Annotated in this window: 18 protein-coding genes; 15 read left to right on the plus strand and 3 right to left on the minus strand. The window is 39.0% G+C overall.

All coding sequences use genetic code 11. The features are described 5' to 3' along the window. The first annotated feature begins 24 nt into the window (after positions 1-24). The 13 genes from IGI52_RS00065 to IGI52_RS00125 all read left to right on the plus strand — a co-directional run bounded on the left by IGI52_RS00065 (position 25) and on the right by IGI52_RS00125 (position 11,188). The gene (locus IGI52_RS00065) at positions 25-1,068 is read left to right on the plus strand and encodes an alcohol dehydrogenase catalytic domain-containing protein (RefSeq protein ID WP_438780063.1); all 1,044 of its coding nucleotides are present in this window, start codon (positions 25-27) and stop codon (positions 1,066-1,068) included. A gap of 15 nt (positions 1,069-1,083) precedes the next feature. Further along, positions 1,084-2,256 (plus strand): TIM barrel protein, encoded by a 1,173-nt coding sequence (locus IGI52_RS00070; protein ID WP_438780064.1) that lies wholly within the window; start codon positions 1,084-1,086, stop codon positions 2,254-2,256. 23 nt (positions 2,257-2,279) lie between these two features. Continuing rightward, entirely contained in the window at positions 2,280-2,741 is a 462-nt protein-coding gene (locus IGI52_RS00075) for a PTS sugar transporter subunit IIA (RefSeq protein WP_144325201.1), read from the plus strand. Positions 2,742-2,759: 18 nt separating this feature from the next. Next, positions 2,760-3,041, plus strand: a complete 282-nt coding sequence (locus IGI52_RS00080) for a PTS sugar transporter subunit IIB (RefSeq protein WP_102872522.1) — start codon at positions 2,760-2,762, stop codon at positions 3,039-3,041. 92 nt (positions 3,042-3,133) lie between these two features. Then, complete coding sequence (locus tag IGI52_RS00085) at positions 3,134-4,507, plus strand: PTS galactitol transporter subunit IIC (RefSeq protein ID WP_438780065.1); 1,374 nt, start codon at positions 3,134-3,136, stop codon at positions 4,505-4,507. 217 nt (positions 4,508-4,724) lie between these two features. Further along, complete coding sequence (locus IGI52_RS00090; RefSeq protein WP_102872524.1) at positions 4,725-5,681, plus strand: sugar-binding transcriptional regulator; 957 nt, start codon at positions 4,725-4,727, stop codon at positions 5,679-5,681. A gap of 158 nt (positions 5,682-5,839) precedes the next feature. Beyond that, the gene (locus IGI52_RS00095) at positions 5,840-7,144 is read left to right on the plus strand and encodes an IS91 family transposase (protein ID WP_071879978.1); all 1,305 of its coding nucleotides are present in this window, start codon (positions 5,840-5,842) and stop codon (positions 7,142-7,144) included. A gap of 43 nt (positions 7,145-7,187) precedes the next feature. After that, entirely contained in the window at positions 7,188-7,322 is a 135-nt protein-coding gene (locus IGI52_RS00100; RefSeq protein WP_256596771.1) for a hypothetical protein, read from the plus strand. 331 nt (positions 7,323-7,653) lie between these two features. After that, positions 7,654-8,373: a hypothetical protein gene (locus IGI52_RS00105; protein WP_438780066.1), complete on the plus strand. Its 720-nt coding sequence runs from the start codon at positions 7,654-7,656 to the stop codon at positions 8,371-8,373. A 622-nt stretch (positions 8,374-8,995) separates the two neighbouring features. Next, a complete protein-coding gene (locus IGI52_RS00110; protein ID WP_438780067.1) occupies positions 8,996-9,475 on the plus strand; it encodes a LytTR family DNA-binding domain-containing protein in 480 nt (159 codons plus the stop codon). Continuing rightward, complete coding sequence (locus tag IGI52_RS00115) at positions 9,459-9,836, plus strand: DUF3021 domain-containing protein (protein ID WP_438780068.1); 378 nt, start codon at positions 9,459-9,461, stop codon at positions 9,834-9,836. The genes IGI52_RS00110 and IGI52_RS00115 overlap by 17 nt, the downstream gene beginning before the upstream one ends. A 312-nt stretch (positions 9,837-10,148) precedes the next feature. Continuing rightward, the gene (locus tag IGI52_RS00120) at positions 10,149-10,355 is read left to right on the plus strand and encodes a hypothetical protein (protein ID WP_438780069.1); all 207 of its coding nucleotides are present in this window, start codon (positions 10,149-10,151) and stop codon (positions 10,353-10,355) included. Between the two features lie 221 nt (positions 10,356-10,576). Then, the gene (locus tag IGI52_RS00125; RefSeq protein ID WP_438780070.1) at positions 10,577-11,188 is read left to right on the plus strand and encodes a DUF3267 domain-containing protein; all 612 of its coding nucleotides are present in this window, start codon (positions 10,577-10,579) and stop codon (positions 11,186-11,188) included. Between the two features lie 52 nt (positions 11,189-11,240). Here IGI52_RS00125 and IGI52_RS00130 read toward each other — a convergent pair whose 3' ends face one another. Next, positions 11,241-11,654 (minus strand): GNAT family N-acetyltransferase, encoded by a 414-nt coding sequence (locus tag IGI52_RS00130; protein ID WP_438780071.1) that lies wholly within the window; start codon positions 11,652-11,654, stop codon positions 11,241-11,243. A gap of 278 nt (positions 11,655-11,932) precedes the next feature. Here IGI52_RS00130 and IGI52_RS00135 point away from each other — a divergent pair, with 278 nt between their 5' ends. Beyond that, positions 11,933-12,316 (plus strand): hypothetical protein, encoded by a 384-nt coding sequence (locus IGI52_RS00135; RefSeq protein ID WP_438780072.1) that lies wholly within the window; start codon positions 11,933-11,935, stop codon positions 12,314-12,316. A 46-nt stretch (positions 12,317-12,362) separates the two neighbouring features. Then, positions 12,363-12,962: a DUF2922 domain-containing protein gene (locus tag IGI52_RS00140; protein WP_438780073.1), complete on the plus strand. Its 600-nt coding sequence runs from the start codon at positions 12,363-12,365 to the stop codon at positions 12,960-12,962. A gap of 118 nt (positions 12,963-13,080) precedes the next feature. On the opposite strand, the gene IGI52_RS00145 is transcribed toward IGI52_RS00140, so the two are convergent. After that, positions 13,081-13,443 carry a YdeI/OmpD-associated family protein gene (locus IGI52_RS00145; protein ID WP_338153721.1) on the minus strand — a complete coding sequence of 121 codons (363 nt, stop codon included), beginning with the start codon at positions 13,441-13,443 and terminating at the stop codon, positions 13,081-13,083. A 140-nt stretch (positions 13,444-13,583) separates the two neighbouring features. After that, positions 13,584-14,273 (minus strand): M23 family metallopeptidase, encoded by a 690-nt coding sequence (locus IGI52_RS00150; RefSeq protein ID WP_438780074.1) that lies wholly within the window; start codon positions 14,271-14,273, stop codon positions 13,584-13,586. Positions 14,274-14,285 lie beyond the last annotated feature (12 nt).

The following is a 14,285-nucleotide window of genomic DNA, read 5'->3' on the forward strand; positions in this document are numbered from 1 at the left end:
CTCAGTAAGAAAGCGGAGGTCAATATGAAAGCGTTTGTAATGGATGAGAAAAGAGAATTAGTTGTGAAAGAGATGCCGAAGCCTCAATTAGAAGACGACAATATGATCGTAAAAATCAAGACGGCTTCTATTTGCGGAACAGACATGCGGACTTATTTAAAAGGAAGCAACATGATTACACCACCAAGAATTTTGGGTCATGAGTTTTCTGCAGAAGTATCTGAAGTCAGTCCATACGCGGAGAAGTTAGGATTCAAGGTTGGCGATCGAGTTACTGCTGCTCCAGCGATCGGCTGTGGTGAATGCTGGTCCTGCAAGACAGGTCATACGAATATGTGTGACAATCTGCAAACGATCGGCTTTCAATACGAGGGGGCCTTCGCTGAATACATGAGCATTCCCTACCAAGCGCTTAAGATGGGAAATGTCATCAAATTACCTGACGTACTAGTAGATGATGATGCCACTCTGATTGAACCTGCCGCGTGTGCGCTGAATGCCCAGAGCTATTTGAATATTTCAAAGGACGACTTTGTCGTGATTTATGGTAGTGGAATCATTGGCTGCATGCACGCTGAGCTGGCGATGATCCAAGGCGCGAAAAAAGTCTTTATGATCGAACCGATCGAGAGTCGCGGTCGAATCGCAGAAAAAATGGTGCCGGGTGTTAAATGGATCAGTTCAAATGTTGAAAACATGGAGCAGGTAATTCTGGATAATACAGAGGGCCGAGGTGCTGATGTCGTGATCACCGCAACATCCTACGCGCCCGTTCATACAGAAGCCCAAGTGATCGCAGCGAAAAGAGGGCGAATCTCACTGTTTGGCGGGATCGCCGGCGATGGAAAAGGCTACTTGGATTCCAATCTTATTCATTACAAAGAGCTTCAGATTTTTGGTGTACACGCGACGACTGTTCAGTTCATGCAGGGCATCATGGATTATATGTTAGATGGGAAATTGGATCTGAAGAAATATATCGAGATGGAAGTAACGATCAATAATATTTTAGAAGGCTTTGAATCAGTCAGAGATAACGGAACGATGAAGGTCGTCATTCATTTCTAGAAAAGGAGGTTGGTCATGAGTAATAAGTATCCGAAGATATATCTTGTATTAGATAATTGTTTTGCTCTAAAACGCTGGGTCGAGCCGGTTGAGTGGATCAAGGTTACGAAGGAAATAGGATTTAACTACATTGAAGCCAGCTTTGACAATGAAATGGATCTTCTTTATTCGCCAGATAGTTATATTGAGAAGTGGTTTGAGGAACTCAAAGCCTGCGAAGAAAAGTATGGTGTGAAGGTGGCGAACTTCCACACGGGCTATCAAACGTATCGAACCGTTGGCCTGGCCCATAGCGATCAGGATTATGTGTCGAATATCGTGGATGTCTGGTTTAAAAAAGCGATCGATCAGCTGTCTAAACGAAACAATGGCTTAGGCTTTGCTTTTCACGCGGTGCCATTGGTCAGCTTAAAGGACAAAGAAAAATACGAACAAGTAGAATTGCAAGTGAAAAACGAGCTGGATAAAATTTGCGCTTACGCAAGCAGCAAAGGGAATTCAAAAATCAGTATCGAAGCGATGTATGCGCCGCAGCAGCCGCCGTGGACGATTGAAATGTCAAAAAAATATTTAAATTACAACAAAGGCTTATACATCACGGTTGATGTCGGCCATATGATCGGACAGAAAAAATTCAAGCTGCCAAGCAAAAAGGAAGTCCGTACGTCAATCGAGAATAGACAACTGAAAGAGCCAAGCTTCGTCTTATTTTCTGATGAAGCTCAGCGGATGTGGCAAGCCTTTAAAGAACAAGAGACGGTCAGTGATTCAGAGGTAGAGAAATTCTGTGAAGAAATTTTCGCTCATGATTATCTTTATTCAAAAACAGATCGAGATGCTGATCCTTATGCGTGGCTGGAGGAGCTGGGCTGCTATTCGCCGATCATTCATCTGCAACAGACAGATGGGGTAACAGCACATCATGCGCCATTTACTGCGGAGACCAATAAAACCGGCATCATTGAACCGAGAAAAGTGTTGGAAGCGATCAAGAAATCTTATGAGAAGCAGCAGGATGATCTAATCTATGGTGAAGAAAAGAAAGTAGACGATATCTACCTTTCCTTTGAGATTTTTTCTTCTAATACAGATACAGAGCTGGAAATTATTGATCGACTAAAAGAAACCTGCGATTACTGGAGACAAGTAATTCCAGAAGATGGTCTTCGATTAGATCAATTAGTTTAGATTTTGAACGGGACGTGTAAAAAATGGAGAAAGATTTATTGGATAATCTGGTTGTTATTTTAGATGAAAATTATGAGAGCGATGTCGATTTATTTCGTAAAGTTATTGATTCAGACAAAGTGAGACCATTTGTCAAAGACAGTTATTTCGATGCGATCGTGGCACGGGAGGAAGAATATCCAACAGGGATCACTGGCCCATTCATTGACTTTGCTATTCCTCATACCGATCCTCAACACCTGGTCGAGCCCTTTGTGGCAGTTGTTCGACCAAAGGAATCCGTTCAGTTCAATCCAATGGGGATGGCTGAAGAAAAGGCAGAAGCCAAGCTGATCGTTATGTTGGGTATTCAAAAGGGCGGTCAACAAATTGAGATGTTGCAAAAACTAATGGCCTTTTTTATGGAAGAAAGTGCAATCGACAGTATTTTTAAGACAAATGAAGAAGAACAAATCAGGACAAAAATGCGTAAGGTTTTAGCATAAAGAAAGCGGGGATTTATAATGGCAAGAATTATCGTAGCATGCGGATCAGGTGTGGCTACTTCTCAGACAGTCGCATCAAAGGTAACGAAATTACTAAAAGCAAAAGGCTATAGCGAGGTTGTAGAAGCGGTCGATATCAAATCGATCAAGCAGCATATCAAGACTGCCGACATTTATATCGCGATCACTAAGCCGAAAGAAGAATACCCAATTCCAGTATTTAATGGGATCGCCTTTTTAACCGGAATGGGAATGGACGCTGAATTAGATAAAATCATTGAAGTCATCGATAGCAAGTAACATGCGTTTTTCCCTGAAAAAGCGGGATCTTTTTCAGGGAATCTAATTGGTAGATAAGGTAGTATGAATGCTCAAAACGGGGGTCATAAAAAATGGATGTTTTAAGAAATATAGTAAATTATGTATTAGATATGGGCGCACCAGTTTTTGTTCCTTTGATTATGTTGATTATCGCACTAATTGCAAAAATGAAATTTGGCGAGGCTTTTTCATCAGCGCTGACTTTAGGGATCGCTTTCGTTGCTATGAATTTAGTGATTGGTTTTATGATGGAATATATTGGTGGTGCAGCGGAAAGTCTGGCAAAAAATACCGGTGTTAATCTGACCGCAGTTGATGGCGGCTGGCCGGGAATGGCGGCTATTTCCTGGGCGTGGCCTTTTGCCTTTCTGATGTTTCCTTTACAGCTTGGCATCAATATTGCGATGCTGGTATTGAATTGGACCAAAACATTGAATGTTGATATGTGGAATGTTTGGGCGAAGATTTTTACGGCTGTTATGGTATCCTATATTTCTGGTAGTATCATTGCTGGTTTTGTTGTCGCAGCGATTCAAATCGTGGTAGAACTAAAATTTGGTGATGCTATCGGGAAACGCGTGGAGGAGATTACTGGGATTCCTGGAGTTACTGTTCCTCACTTCATGGCTTTAATCGCCGTAATAATGTATCCGCTTAATAAAATACTGGATTATATTCCAATTTTCAATAAGGAAATTGATGCCGACTATCTTAAAGACAAAATCGGGATTCTCGGAGAAAATCATGTGATGGGCGCCATTATCGGACTTATCTTAGGCTTAGTTTCTGGCTATGGGGTACAAAGATCGCTAGTACTAGCTGTACAAGCAGGAACAGCATTGCTGCTTTTCCCAATGATCTCTAAACTTTTTGCGCAAGCGCTATCACCAATTTCCGATGCTATTTCAGAGACAATGAGAAAGCGATTTAACGGAAAAGAAATATTTATTGGTTTAGATTGGCCGATTATTGCTGGTCGTAGTGAGCTGTGGGTTGCTGTAACACTGACGATTCCGGTCTTTCTGATAGCTGCTATTTTCTTACCCAACAACGGAGTGTTGCCATTTGCGGGGATCATCAATCTATCATTCGTTATCGGAGCGATTTTGCTTACAAAAGCAAATCTTTTGCGGAGCATCGTTTTAGGAATGATCACTACACCAATTTTCCTTTACGCTGCAACTTATTTCGCACCATATATCACCCAGCTGGCGACATCTACAGGTGCTGTGGCGATTGAATCGGGTAAAATGCTGACATGGAGTTCTATGGGAATACCTGATTTCATTTTTATCTTCTCAAAAGCAGCTCAACTGAACTGGTGGGCGATCTTATTAGCGATCGTGTGGTTGGGACTATTCGTTTTATTGTATAAAGATATTATGAAAAAGGATGGTCAAAAAGCTGAAAAACCATCTATTGAGGTTGAAGAGGCAAAAGGATAACAAGCTTAACGAATAGTAAAGAAGGTTCTCCTTCTTTACTATTTTCTAATAAGCTATTTTTTAAGTTCAAAACAAGAAATAGGAATTATTGCTTAATTGAATAAAATTTCTTTTTAGTATAGCTTTTTATGCTAGTTTGATAGTAAAATTCAAAATAAGTAACTATAATATTTTTTTGGATTTAAAAAATAATTTATAAAGAAAGGTAGCAATTGTTATGTCTGATGATTTAATGTTTAGGGTTTTAAAACGTTACTATGTATTGAATGAAAATCAAGATACAATCGCTCAAAGTGAAAATACGTCAAAATCGACAATTTCTAGATTGCTAAAAAAGGGTGAGCAACAAGGATTCGTAAGACATGTAGTAGATATTCCAATAAAAAGTCATGAAGAACTTGAATATAAGTTAGTCGAAAAATATAATTTAAATCTGGCTCGGGTTGTTCCAACAGATTCTGATAATATCGATTTAATTAAATTCAATGTCACATTAAGTGCGGGTCATTTTTTAAATCAAATTGTCAAATCCGATGATATTATTGGTGTGTCTTGGGGAGAAACGTTAACGGCGTTCGTTAATAATCTTCCGGAATATTCAGGAAAGGTAGACAATGTTCGGGTGGTACAGCTTAATGGCTCAGTTTCGCTGCAAAAAGAATCAATGTATGGTGATGGAATTATCAGAAGGATTGCAGCTAATTATAATGGAGCAGGCTACATCTTGCCTACACCTTCTTTGGTAGACAGCCCAGAAATAGCGAAGGTCTTAAAACAAGACAGTACGATCAGTAATCATTTTAAGTTGATCGAAGAATGCAATATCACTTTGTTTAGTGTTGGTGCAATGAGAGATGATTCAGTATTGATTGAGGCAGGCTACTTTACTAAAAAAGATTATGCAGAATTGAGGAAACAAAATTATTGTGCCGATATTTGTTCAAAGTACATTAAAAGTGATGGCTCCTATGTGATTGATGATCTATACAAGCGAGGTATGGGGATTTCTCTTGATTGCTTGAAACAAAAAAAATGCAATATTGGCTTAGTTGCTGGGCATGATAAATATAAAGCGGCTTTAGCGGCGCTAAGAGGTGGATACATCACTCATCTATTTATTGATGAGCAAACGGCCACATTACTATTGAATGAAGAAGAGAAAATGAAAAGCTAAAAGTGGATATTAGGAGAATTATGAGGTTAAACCAGGAATCGACGGATTTCTGGTTTTTTTGACATTAAAGGAAGTATAACATTTTAAGAGGTCAAAGGATTGATACATCAATCTTTTGACCGCTTTTCATCTGGTCTTTTTCCTATTAAACTGGAGATATGAAACCCAATATTTTACACGCCATTTTCTTTGATGAATATCAAAACTGGGAGAAATTCAATCAAAGGTACACGAGAAGGATTCGATCCGTTGTGAAAAGAGAAGTGAAGAAGTTTCGCGATTGTGGTGACCTTAAAAAAGGTTATCGTCTATTTGTCTGTGAAGGATGCCATGATGTAAAGAAAGTGGCTTTTCGTTGTAAAGGGAAATTTTGTCCAACTTGTGCAACTGGGGAAAGTCAACGGTGGGCAGAGGTTGCGGCGAATGATCTGTTTACAGTGACGCATCGACACGTCATCTTCACGATCGATGAAGGTTTACGTGAGATTTTTCTGAAGGAGAAGTATCGTAAGGAGCTTTTAAAAGGATTAATGGATGAAGCTGCACGGATACTATTAGATTTTTTTAGAAAGCACCATATACAAGCTGGGGTTGTGGCAACACTCCACACCTTCGGTTCTCAGCTAGAATACAATCCGCATGTTCATTTAGTCGTCACCATGGGTGGACTGACGAAGGATGGAAAATGGAAGGACTATGACTATTTTCCGTTCGCAATGTTGAGGAAATATTGGCAGAATGCGGTCCTAAAGCTCATTCGAAGAACCTTATCCCAATGGGATAAGGCACGAGTCCAGCCGCTTTTACAAGCGGCGTACACGAAAAATGCAGAGGGTTTTTACGTGCATGCACCCAAAAGGAGCCGAACTTCTCTCAAAAAGATATTAGAATATATCAGTCGTTATATGAAACGTGGTCCCATTGCTTTAAATCGTATCCTTTTGTACGATGGGAAAATAGTGATGTTTCAGTATCATGATAAACGAACTAACACGGATAAGATAAAGACGATGTCGGCAGAGGAATTTATTGGTGCACTGATTCGTCATATTCCAGAGAACCAGTTCAAAACAATTCGTAGATACGGCATTTATAGTCGGCGGATCAAGACAATCATGAAAAAAGTATTAAGTAATTACCAGAAAGAGATTCAACGAATGCTTGTGAATGTGAAGAAAGCACTTAAACCAAAATCATGGTGTGAACGAATAGCCGAAGAATTCGGAGTAAATCCATTGGAATGTACTAGATGTGGCGAATATTATGAATTTAGTGGAGTTAGTGTGTCTAAAAATGGACGACTTGTAGTGAAATATGCGAAGAATAAAGAATCGGAACGATTCATGCGAGAGGAGAATAAAAAAATTGGGGAAGAAGCATCGAAACGTAAGTATGAAAAAGAAAAAGAAGCAGCTTTTAAAAAACTTCGATTCCAATGGAGTGGTTCATTACATTTGTCTTGAATGTGGGATAAAGGAAAAAATTCCAAAGGAAGTAGTTCAATTTTTGGATGCAGGAGATGTTGCATTTGATCCTGAGAACGCTCCGCAATTTGATTGCGAAAAATGTGGTGGAGAGATGTATCCAGAATACTATAAGAACATACTTGGACACGAATTTAGAATCAGTGATCGACAATAAAATGATTTATCTAAACAAAAAGTCCTCAGGAGCGGTTTTCTCCTGAGGTTTTCTTAGTGAAATATTTGTTTATTTCAAATATTACAAATAAAACAATTATCCAAAAAGTTCAGAAGGTCTTTATTATACGGATGATAAATGATATAATAAAAAACGTTATTAAACGCTAAAATATCTGTTTCGTTATAAAAAAGTCATTTTATTGATTAAATATGCTGGAAATAATTTCTGGAGTATTTAGCGAATAAAGCAAGGAGGGAAAGTAACTTAATTTTAGGGGTTTGGGAGAAAAAATATAAGGAGAAGCATTCATCTGAATGTGTGGTGAAAAATGATTTCAGAAAAACAAAAATTAGCGATTGTTGCTTTAGCCGTTTTATTGGTCGGTGAAGTCATTGCGGTGATCAGCATCGGATTGATTTATTTTAACCGAGCATTTTTCGGAGAACACATCAATATCATTCGTACATTTGTCAATGCGTCAACAGCTTTCTTTGGTTGCTTCTTTTCATTTTTAGCAGCGCTATTGATGTTCCAATACTTGAAATATCGGGAAAAGCAGAAGGAAGTGCATCAAACAACGCGATTGTTTACGAAGCTGAAAAAGGAATATCAAAATAATTATTCGGCGCTAGTAGATTTGGGTGGAGAAATCGCGAATGGTTCGACGGAGCTGGCGAAGCTGTTGAAAGAAAGTCAGAAAGTACGGGATTTGTTCGTACTGGGCGTTTATCGATTAGATTTTATCATGTATGATACCTATTATCATGATACAGATTGGCAGTTGATTCGTGAGGTTGATCGCAATAGTGAAAGTTATTTAGAACTATTTGAGCTAAGTCATCAAATCGAATACCTTTGTCAGGCAATTGTTGAGAACAAAATTAATTCAGAAGAAAGCTTGAGACAGCTGTTGGTATTGATCACACAAAAGATCGGAACTTTGCAGCAGCATCAGCTTGAAATTGAATTGAAAGAACGTCCGATGGAAACGGACGGCGAGACTGACTACGCGGCAGAGCCGGTCGGTGTCGAAATGGTCCAAGATTAATTGTTACAGCTTAATAAACTGATTGAAAGCCGAGTGAAGAATTTTACTCGGTTTTTTGTTTTCAAAAAGGGCATTTCTGGACAAATCCTCTAAATACTCAATGATTTGCGAAAAAAAATGATTTTTCAATCTTTTAGTTGATTACTGATGGTTATGATTCAGTTTGATAAATTTCAGGGCATCAAAAAAAGTAGACCTTATCTTTTAACGGATGAAAAGCATAAAATCAGTGATTCGAGTGTAAGACATACTGGATAATGCTTGATTGATCTTCTTTAGAACAGCTATTACTATTGGGGTAGGAGGCATAAAAGAATCCTGCTGTTGTGTGCCAAGTTAGTCAATTTCATCTAGAAAATAGAGGCTAATACCTCCTCTCTCCTCTTTACATGCGAAGTCTTAACAGTACTGGAAGGATGGATTAGACTACTTGGCGCGCATAACATAGAGCTCTTGGGAATGAGAAAAACAGAAGAATGAGATCAAAAGAACTCTTTCATAAGAAGGGTTCATTTTTTGTTTTTACCGGATGAGACACGCTGTTTACCGGAAAGGAAAAAAGACTATTTTGCTTTTCAAAAATGGCTTACTATAAAAATACAGAAGGAGGTGGCGATGCTCCATGTTGAAGGGGTTGAAGATTCAAGTGGAAATCGGAAAGAATTGGATAGCGCCGGAGGTACGGATTCGGGCGGCTGAAGAGAAAATAGGCAACCAGCTTGTCAGCTGTTTAGAGGCGTTTCAAGAGGAGCAATTAGTGATCAAAGTAAAGGATGAGTTTGTCTTATTAAATAAAACCGAAATTATTTATTTAGAAATCTTCAATAAAATCGTAACACTTTATACCGCAAAGGAAACGTATTCTTTTCGCAAGTCTCTCACGGCACTAAAAGAAGAACTGCCAAGTGATCAGTTCTTGCAAGTTTCAAAATCAGCTTTGGTCAATACAAAGGCTATTCAAAAATTAGAGATTGCCTTTTCTGGCAGTTTATTTGCCTATTTGAGTAACGGTCAAAGAATCACCGTTTCTCGTCGGTTTGTCGATCAGTTGAAACAGCATTTAGGAATCAAAAGGAGGGGTCAAAATGAAACGCGTACTTAAACTATTAGGACAATCTGTCGGCTTTGGCAGTAGCATCTGCATGCTGTTTGCCTTTATTTATGCCGATAATCAAGTCAGAAAAATCGTCCTTAGCTTTATTCTATTATCGGTAGTGATCGGATTATTGAGTCTGATCTATGAAGTTAAAAGGTTGTCGCTTCTTGTTCAAACGTTGATCCAGATGGGCGGAGGATTTACTGCTTTTTTGATTGTGGCTTGGGTGAATCAATGGTTTCCCTTTAAGTGGCAGGTGGTTTTATCGGCCTCCTTCTCCTTTTTTCTAATCTTTTTTGCCATTTGGTTATTCAATTATTTGAAATATAAACGCGAGATTAAACAAATCAATCAGAAATTGCGATAGAATATTTTTTTTAGGGTCAGCGAAAAAGCTTCGCTGATTTTTTTTTGCCAATTATTCAATGAATAGTGGATTGGAATTTTTAATTTATATACAAAAAAGTATGGTTTAGACCGAAATTAAGAATCCAAAAATACCAATAATTTACTAAAATAACAAAAAAACGAACAAGTGAAACGATAAACAATCCTTTATAATAATAGTGAGGGGAGATTGGTTTATATATAGCGTGTAAGCAGTCTCAAATGGTTTATTCCTGTTGTTGAGTGGACAAGTGATAGATAGTCTGGTTTTCATTTAGGAGGAATGACGCTCATGGATTCAAGTAGAAACGAAAAAATTTATCGAAGGAGTAATAAAGTAAGTCGTATACTTCAGATGATTTTCTATTTTCTTGTGATTTTTAGTGTAGTTTTCCCAACTGATGAAGTAATTATTTATTTGACCATGGTTTGCTTAATAATTGCCTATATCGTTTTGATACTGCCTTTTTGTGTAGGTTATTTAAAAAAAGAAGAGTAGGTCAAGGTCACTTTTCGTTCTTGAAATGTGGTGTGCGACAAAAGCAAACTTATGATCAATCTACCGGAGACTTTTTTAGGAAAGTTTCTGGTTTTTTCTAATGAAGGATAACCTGACTTCAAATTTTGACGCGGATAGGTAAAAACGTATATGATGGCAATAGAAAGGGTTAAAAGGAGTTAAAAAAATATGTGAGGACATAGGAAAAAGGGGGTTACGGTATGAAGAAAAAGCATCAGAAAGGCAAAATAAACAAAAAATATGAGCTATTCGATGCACTTTGCCAGGAAATGGAAGAAAAGGACTATCGTATGCAGGATAAGACCTTTTCGGCAAAAGAAGCTGGGACACAGGGAATGCTGCTGCCAATCCCATTTATCGTATTGGTCGTGATTGGCTATTTTTGGCGCTGGGGAGCGGATGCATCGCCATTGTGGGAGATTAATTTTCTCTTGTTCCTGATTCTGTTTATTGTTTCCATCCCAATTCATGAGCTGATTCATGGCCTGGCATGGGCGAACTATGCAAAAAAGAAAATGAAAAGCATCACCTTTGGCTTTAATGTCAAGGAGCTGATGCCGTATTGTCATTGTAAGGAAGCATTGGAGGCAAGGGCCTATAAAATCGGTGTATTAGCACCAGTTATCGTACTAGGTAGCGGTTATTTTCTCCTGTCGCTGCTGTTTCCAAATACAGAGCTGATCTTGCTTTCTGCCTTTAATATTTTTATGGCAGCAGGTGATTTAATGATCTTTTGGAGTGCGCGTTCGATTCACGAGGGGCTAGTAATTGATCATCCAGAATTACCCGGTTTTGTAGTATTCACTAAATAAACTGACAAATAGGATTCCTTTTCATTCGAGGAATCCTGTTTTTGTCATTATTTTATCTTTTCAAATACATCCCTAGGCTTTCAGGTGCGGTTTCTACAAAGCCAAACTGTCCATAAAGCTTATCTGCTGGTCTGTCAGCGATCAGATTGACATAAGCCTGCGGATTGATCTCATCGTGAACGTACTTCATCAGCAGCTCCATGATCGCTTTCGCAAAACCTTTTCCTTGTTCCTTTGGATGGACAGCGATGTCTACAATCTGATAAGCGGTACCGCCATCTCCAATGATCCGCCCCATTCCGATCAATTTTTCATCGGTCTTATTTCGGATAATAACCGAATAAATGCTATTAGCTAATCCCGTTTTACTGGCTTCTTTGTCTCGCGCAGACAATCCGCAAATCTGTCGCAATGCCAAGTATTCTTCAACCTCGGGAATATCGATTCGGATGACATAATTTTCCATCGCAAACACCCTTTCACTGTCTTTCTATGCTCATTTTACGCTATTAGCCGTAAGAAACAAGAAATAAGATACGCAAAATAGTCGAATCTCACGGTTTCTTTTTTTAATAGAAAATAAAATTCTAAGTTATTTTTTGATTAGTTCGCATAACGAAGCGGGTTTGTCGTTGTCGAATGGCTCCAAAACGGACATTAAAAAAATTTTCGCGATTGACAGGAGTGTTTTCATAGGATTATAGTCGAGGCGTGATCACAAACCAATCAGAGAGGAGCATTATTTTGACAGAAGCATTATTTACACCAAGACAAGTTTTTTCGCTACGACCTAAAACATTAGAGAAACGAATAGATAAACATTACCAAGAAACCCGTGATGCGGGATCAACGATTCAAATTTTGATAGTGCTTCAGGTGCGAGATGAGTTAGGCGAAGAGGATTTTTCATTTTTCATGAAGCGGCTTGTTCGTAAGCTGTTTTTAGAGACTAAGACTTCTCGGACATTGCGCCGCTATTATTTCTATTTCAAGCATTATTTTTCTTCTGATGAGTGGAAGGTCGTATCCATCAGACTGTTTTCAATCAAAACCAATATCACAGAGAAAATCGAAAAATTCTATACTCAATTTATGAAAGAACCACTGACAAGGTTGGCAGGTTCATGACGTTTGGAAAGAGTGACCTATTAAGACTAAAAGAAGAGGTGAAATCATGTTAAGTTTATCGGCAACATTTGAAAAAAGTAATGGCAGAAAACATACATGGCGGATGAAACATGCCAATCCAAATAAGACAGCGAAGGAAATTAAAACATCGCTAGAAAAATTGACGACGTTAGATATCTTTGAAAAGGATGGCGTTAATTTTTTTGAGAAGGTTATTACTGCAAAATTTATCGAAACAATTGAGACAGCGATTTTCGATAAAAAAACTGATACTCAATTAGAAAGTCCCAAAACGAAACCAGTAAACGAGCAAAGACCCATAGATACTATTCAAGATCCGAAAGACCTGATTGTTCAGCAAGAACTAATCAACCCTGGAATGCTTGAGCTGTTATTTGAGCTGCCCAAAGGAATCGAACCGCAAGCTATCTCTGAAAGTGAAGCAGCATCCTTAATTATGGCAATGGTGCCAAAGGGCGGAACGGTGGAAGATTTTAGCGTCATTGAGGAGACACACCCAGTTAGGTTCCGACTGCTAGTTAAACTCGAGGAAGAGCCAGATTCCTTATCGGCAACTGCTGTGCCAACGAGAGGAAAGAAAAAACGCGGAAGGCTAATTGAGCGGTTGCGAAAACGAAGGGAATAAAAAAAAGGAAGTAAACCAAGCGATTCACTTCCGTATGTTTATTAAGAGTTCTTTTTGTAGCTGCTTAATCGACCGTTGTCATCCCGGGCACCGAAAAACTGATTGGCTTTAGTGTTTGTCAGCAATTTTTCCAAGCGTCGTTCGAATAGTTCGACATTTGCACCATACGTTGAATATTATCAATTTTGATTCGCTGATAAAGCTCTGGAAAGGCTGAAAAGTTTTGTTGGATTTCAGGATCTGCTTCGAGTGTCTGCATAATTCGCGGATCGATCATAAAACTTTCTGGAGACAAATCCGGTAAGGTTGCTCGAACTAGATCAGTCATCAAATCTAAATAGATTAAACGGCGAGCTCGTTCTTTATTCTGCTTGGTCCATTGGTTCTTTTTCGCCCTAGGTGAGAGCCATTGCGCAATTTCCGTTTCGGAAAGCTTCTTTTTGGTACTGTCGATCCAGCCAAAGCAAAGAGCTTCCTCCACGAAGTCTAAATAGGTCAGGTTTGATTGCGATCAATCACAACCCAGCAATCTTTTGCACTTGCAGCATTTTCTTCTAACCAATCTCTCAGGTCATGATGGTTCTGAGGTTTATATAGATTATTCATTTCCAAACGCTTCACCTAGTTTCTGTCTGACTTTAATGAACGAATACGTTCGCCAGCAGCGGGAAACTGATTTTGGATGATTTCCCACGTGTTCCCATTGTATTTTTCATAGGTATCAAAAACCAAAGGGAGACCATTTGCTGATTCGATCATAGCAGAATCCATTAGTTGAAAATGCAAATGCGGCTCAGTGGAATTTCCAGAATGTCCGACGTTACCAAGATAGGTTCCTTCTGCAATGTGTTCCCCTTCTGAAACAGCAATTGAATCCTTTTGCAGATGACAGAAAGCAGCGTAGATACTGGCAGCTTGTTTGATGACGATATAATTTCCGGCGATTGCCTCGAAGCCGTCTCGTTCTGGATCGAAAAAGAGGGAGTGGCGAATAGCGGTAGTTTGATCATGGAGCCAGGAGGCTTTTTCGCCATCAAAGGTATTGTTTTTCACTGTGATGATCTCACCAGTGAAGGGTGCATAGACAGGCTGGCCAAAGCAATAGTAGTTTTTTAAAGGAATTCCGCCTAACAGATAGTCGGCTGGATTAGCAGTATGTGAACGGTCATTCTTATCCTTTTGAATGAAATCAAAGGCATAGCGCAGTCCAAAACGATTCGTTCCATGACTTGGAACCCGATCAGCTGGGCTTGTTTCAGTGTACCATTCACCACGGAGGGGAAAGGCAATCGTAGTTGCTTCGTTTGGCATCACAAAACCTTC

It is taken from the genome of Enterococcus sp. DIV0187, assembly GCF_051713785.1.
Lineage (GTDB): Bacteria > Bacillota > Bacilli > Lactobacillales > Enterococcaceae > Enterococcus_A > Enterococcus_A avium.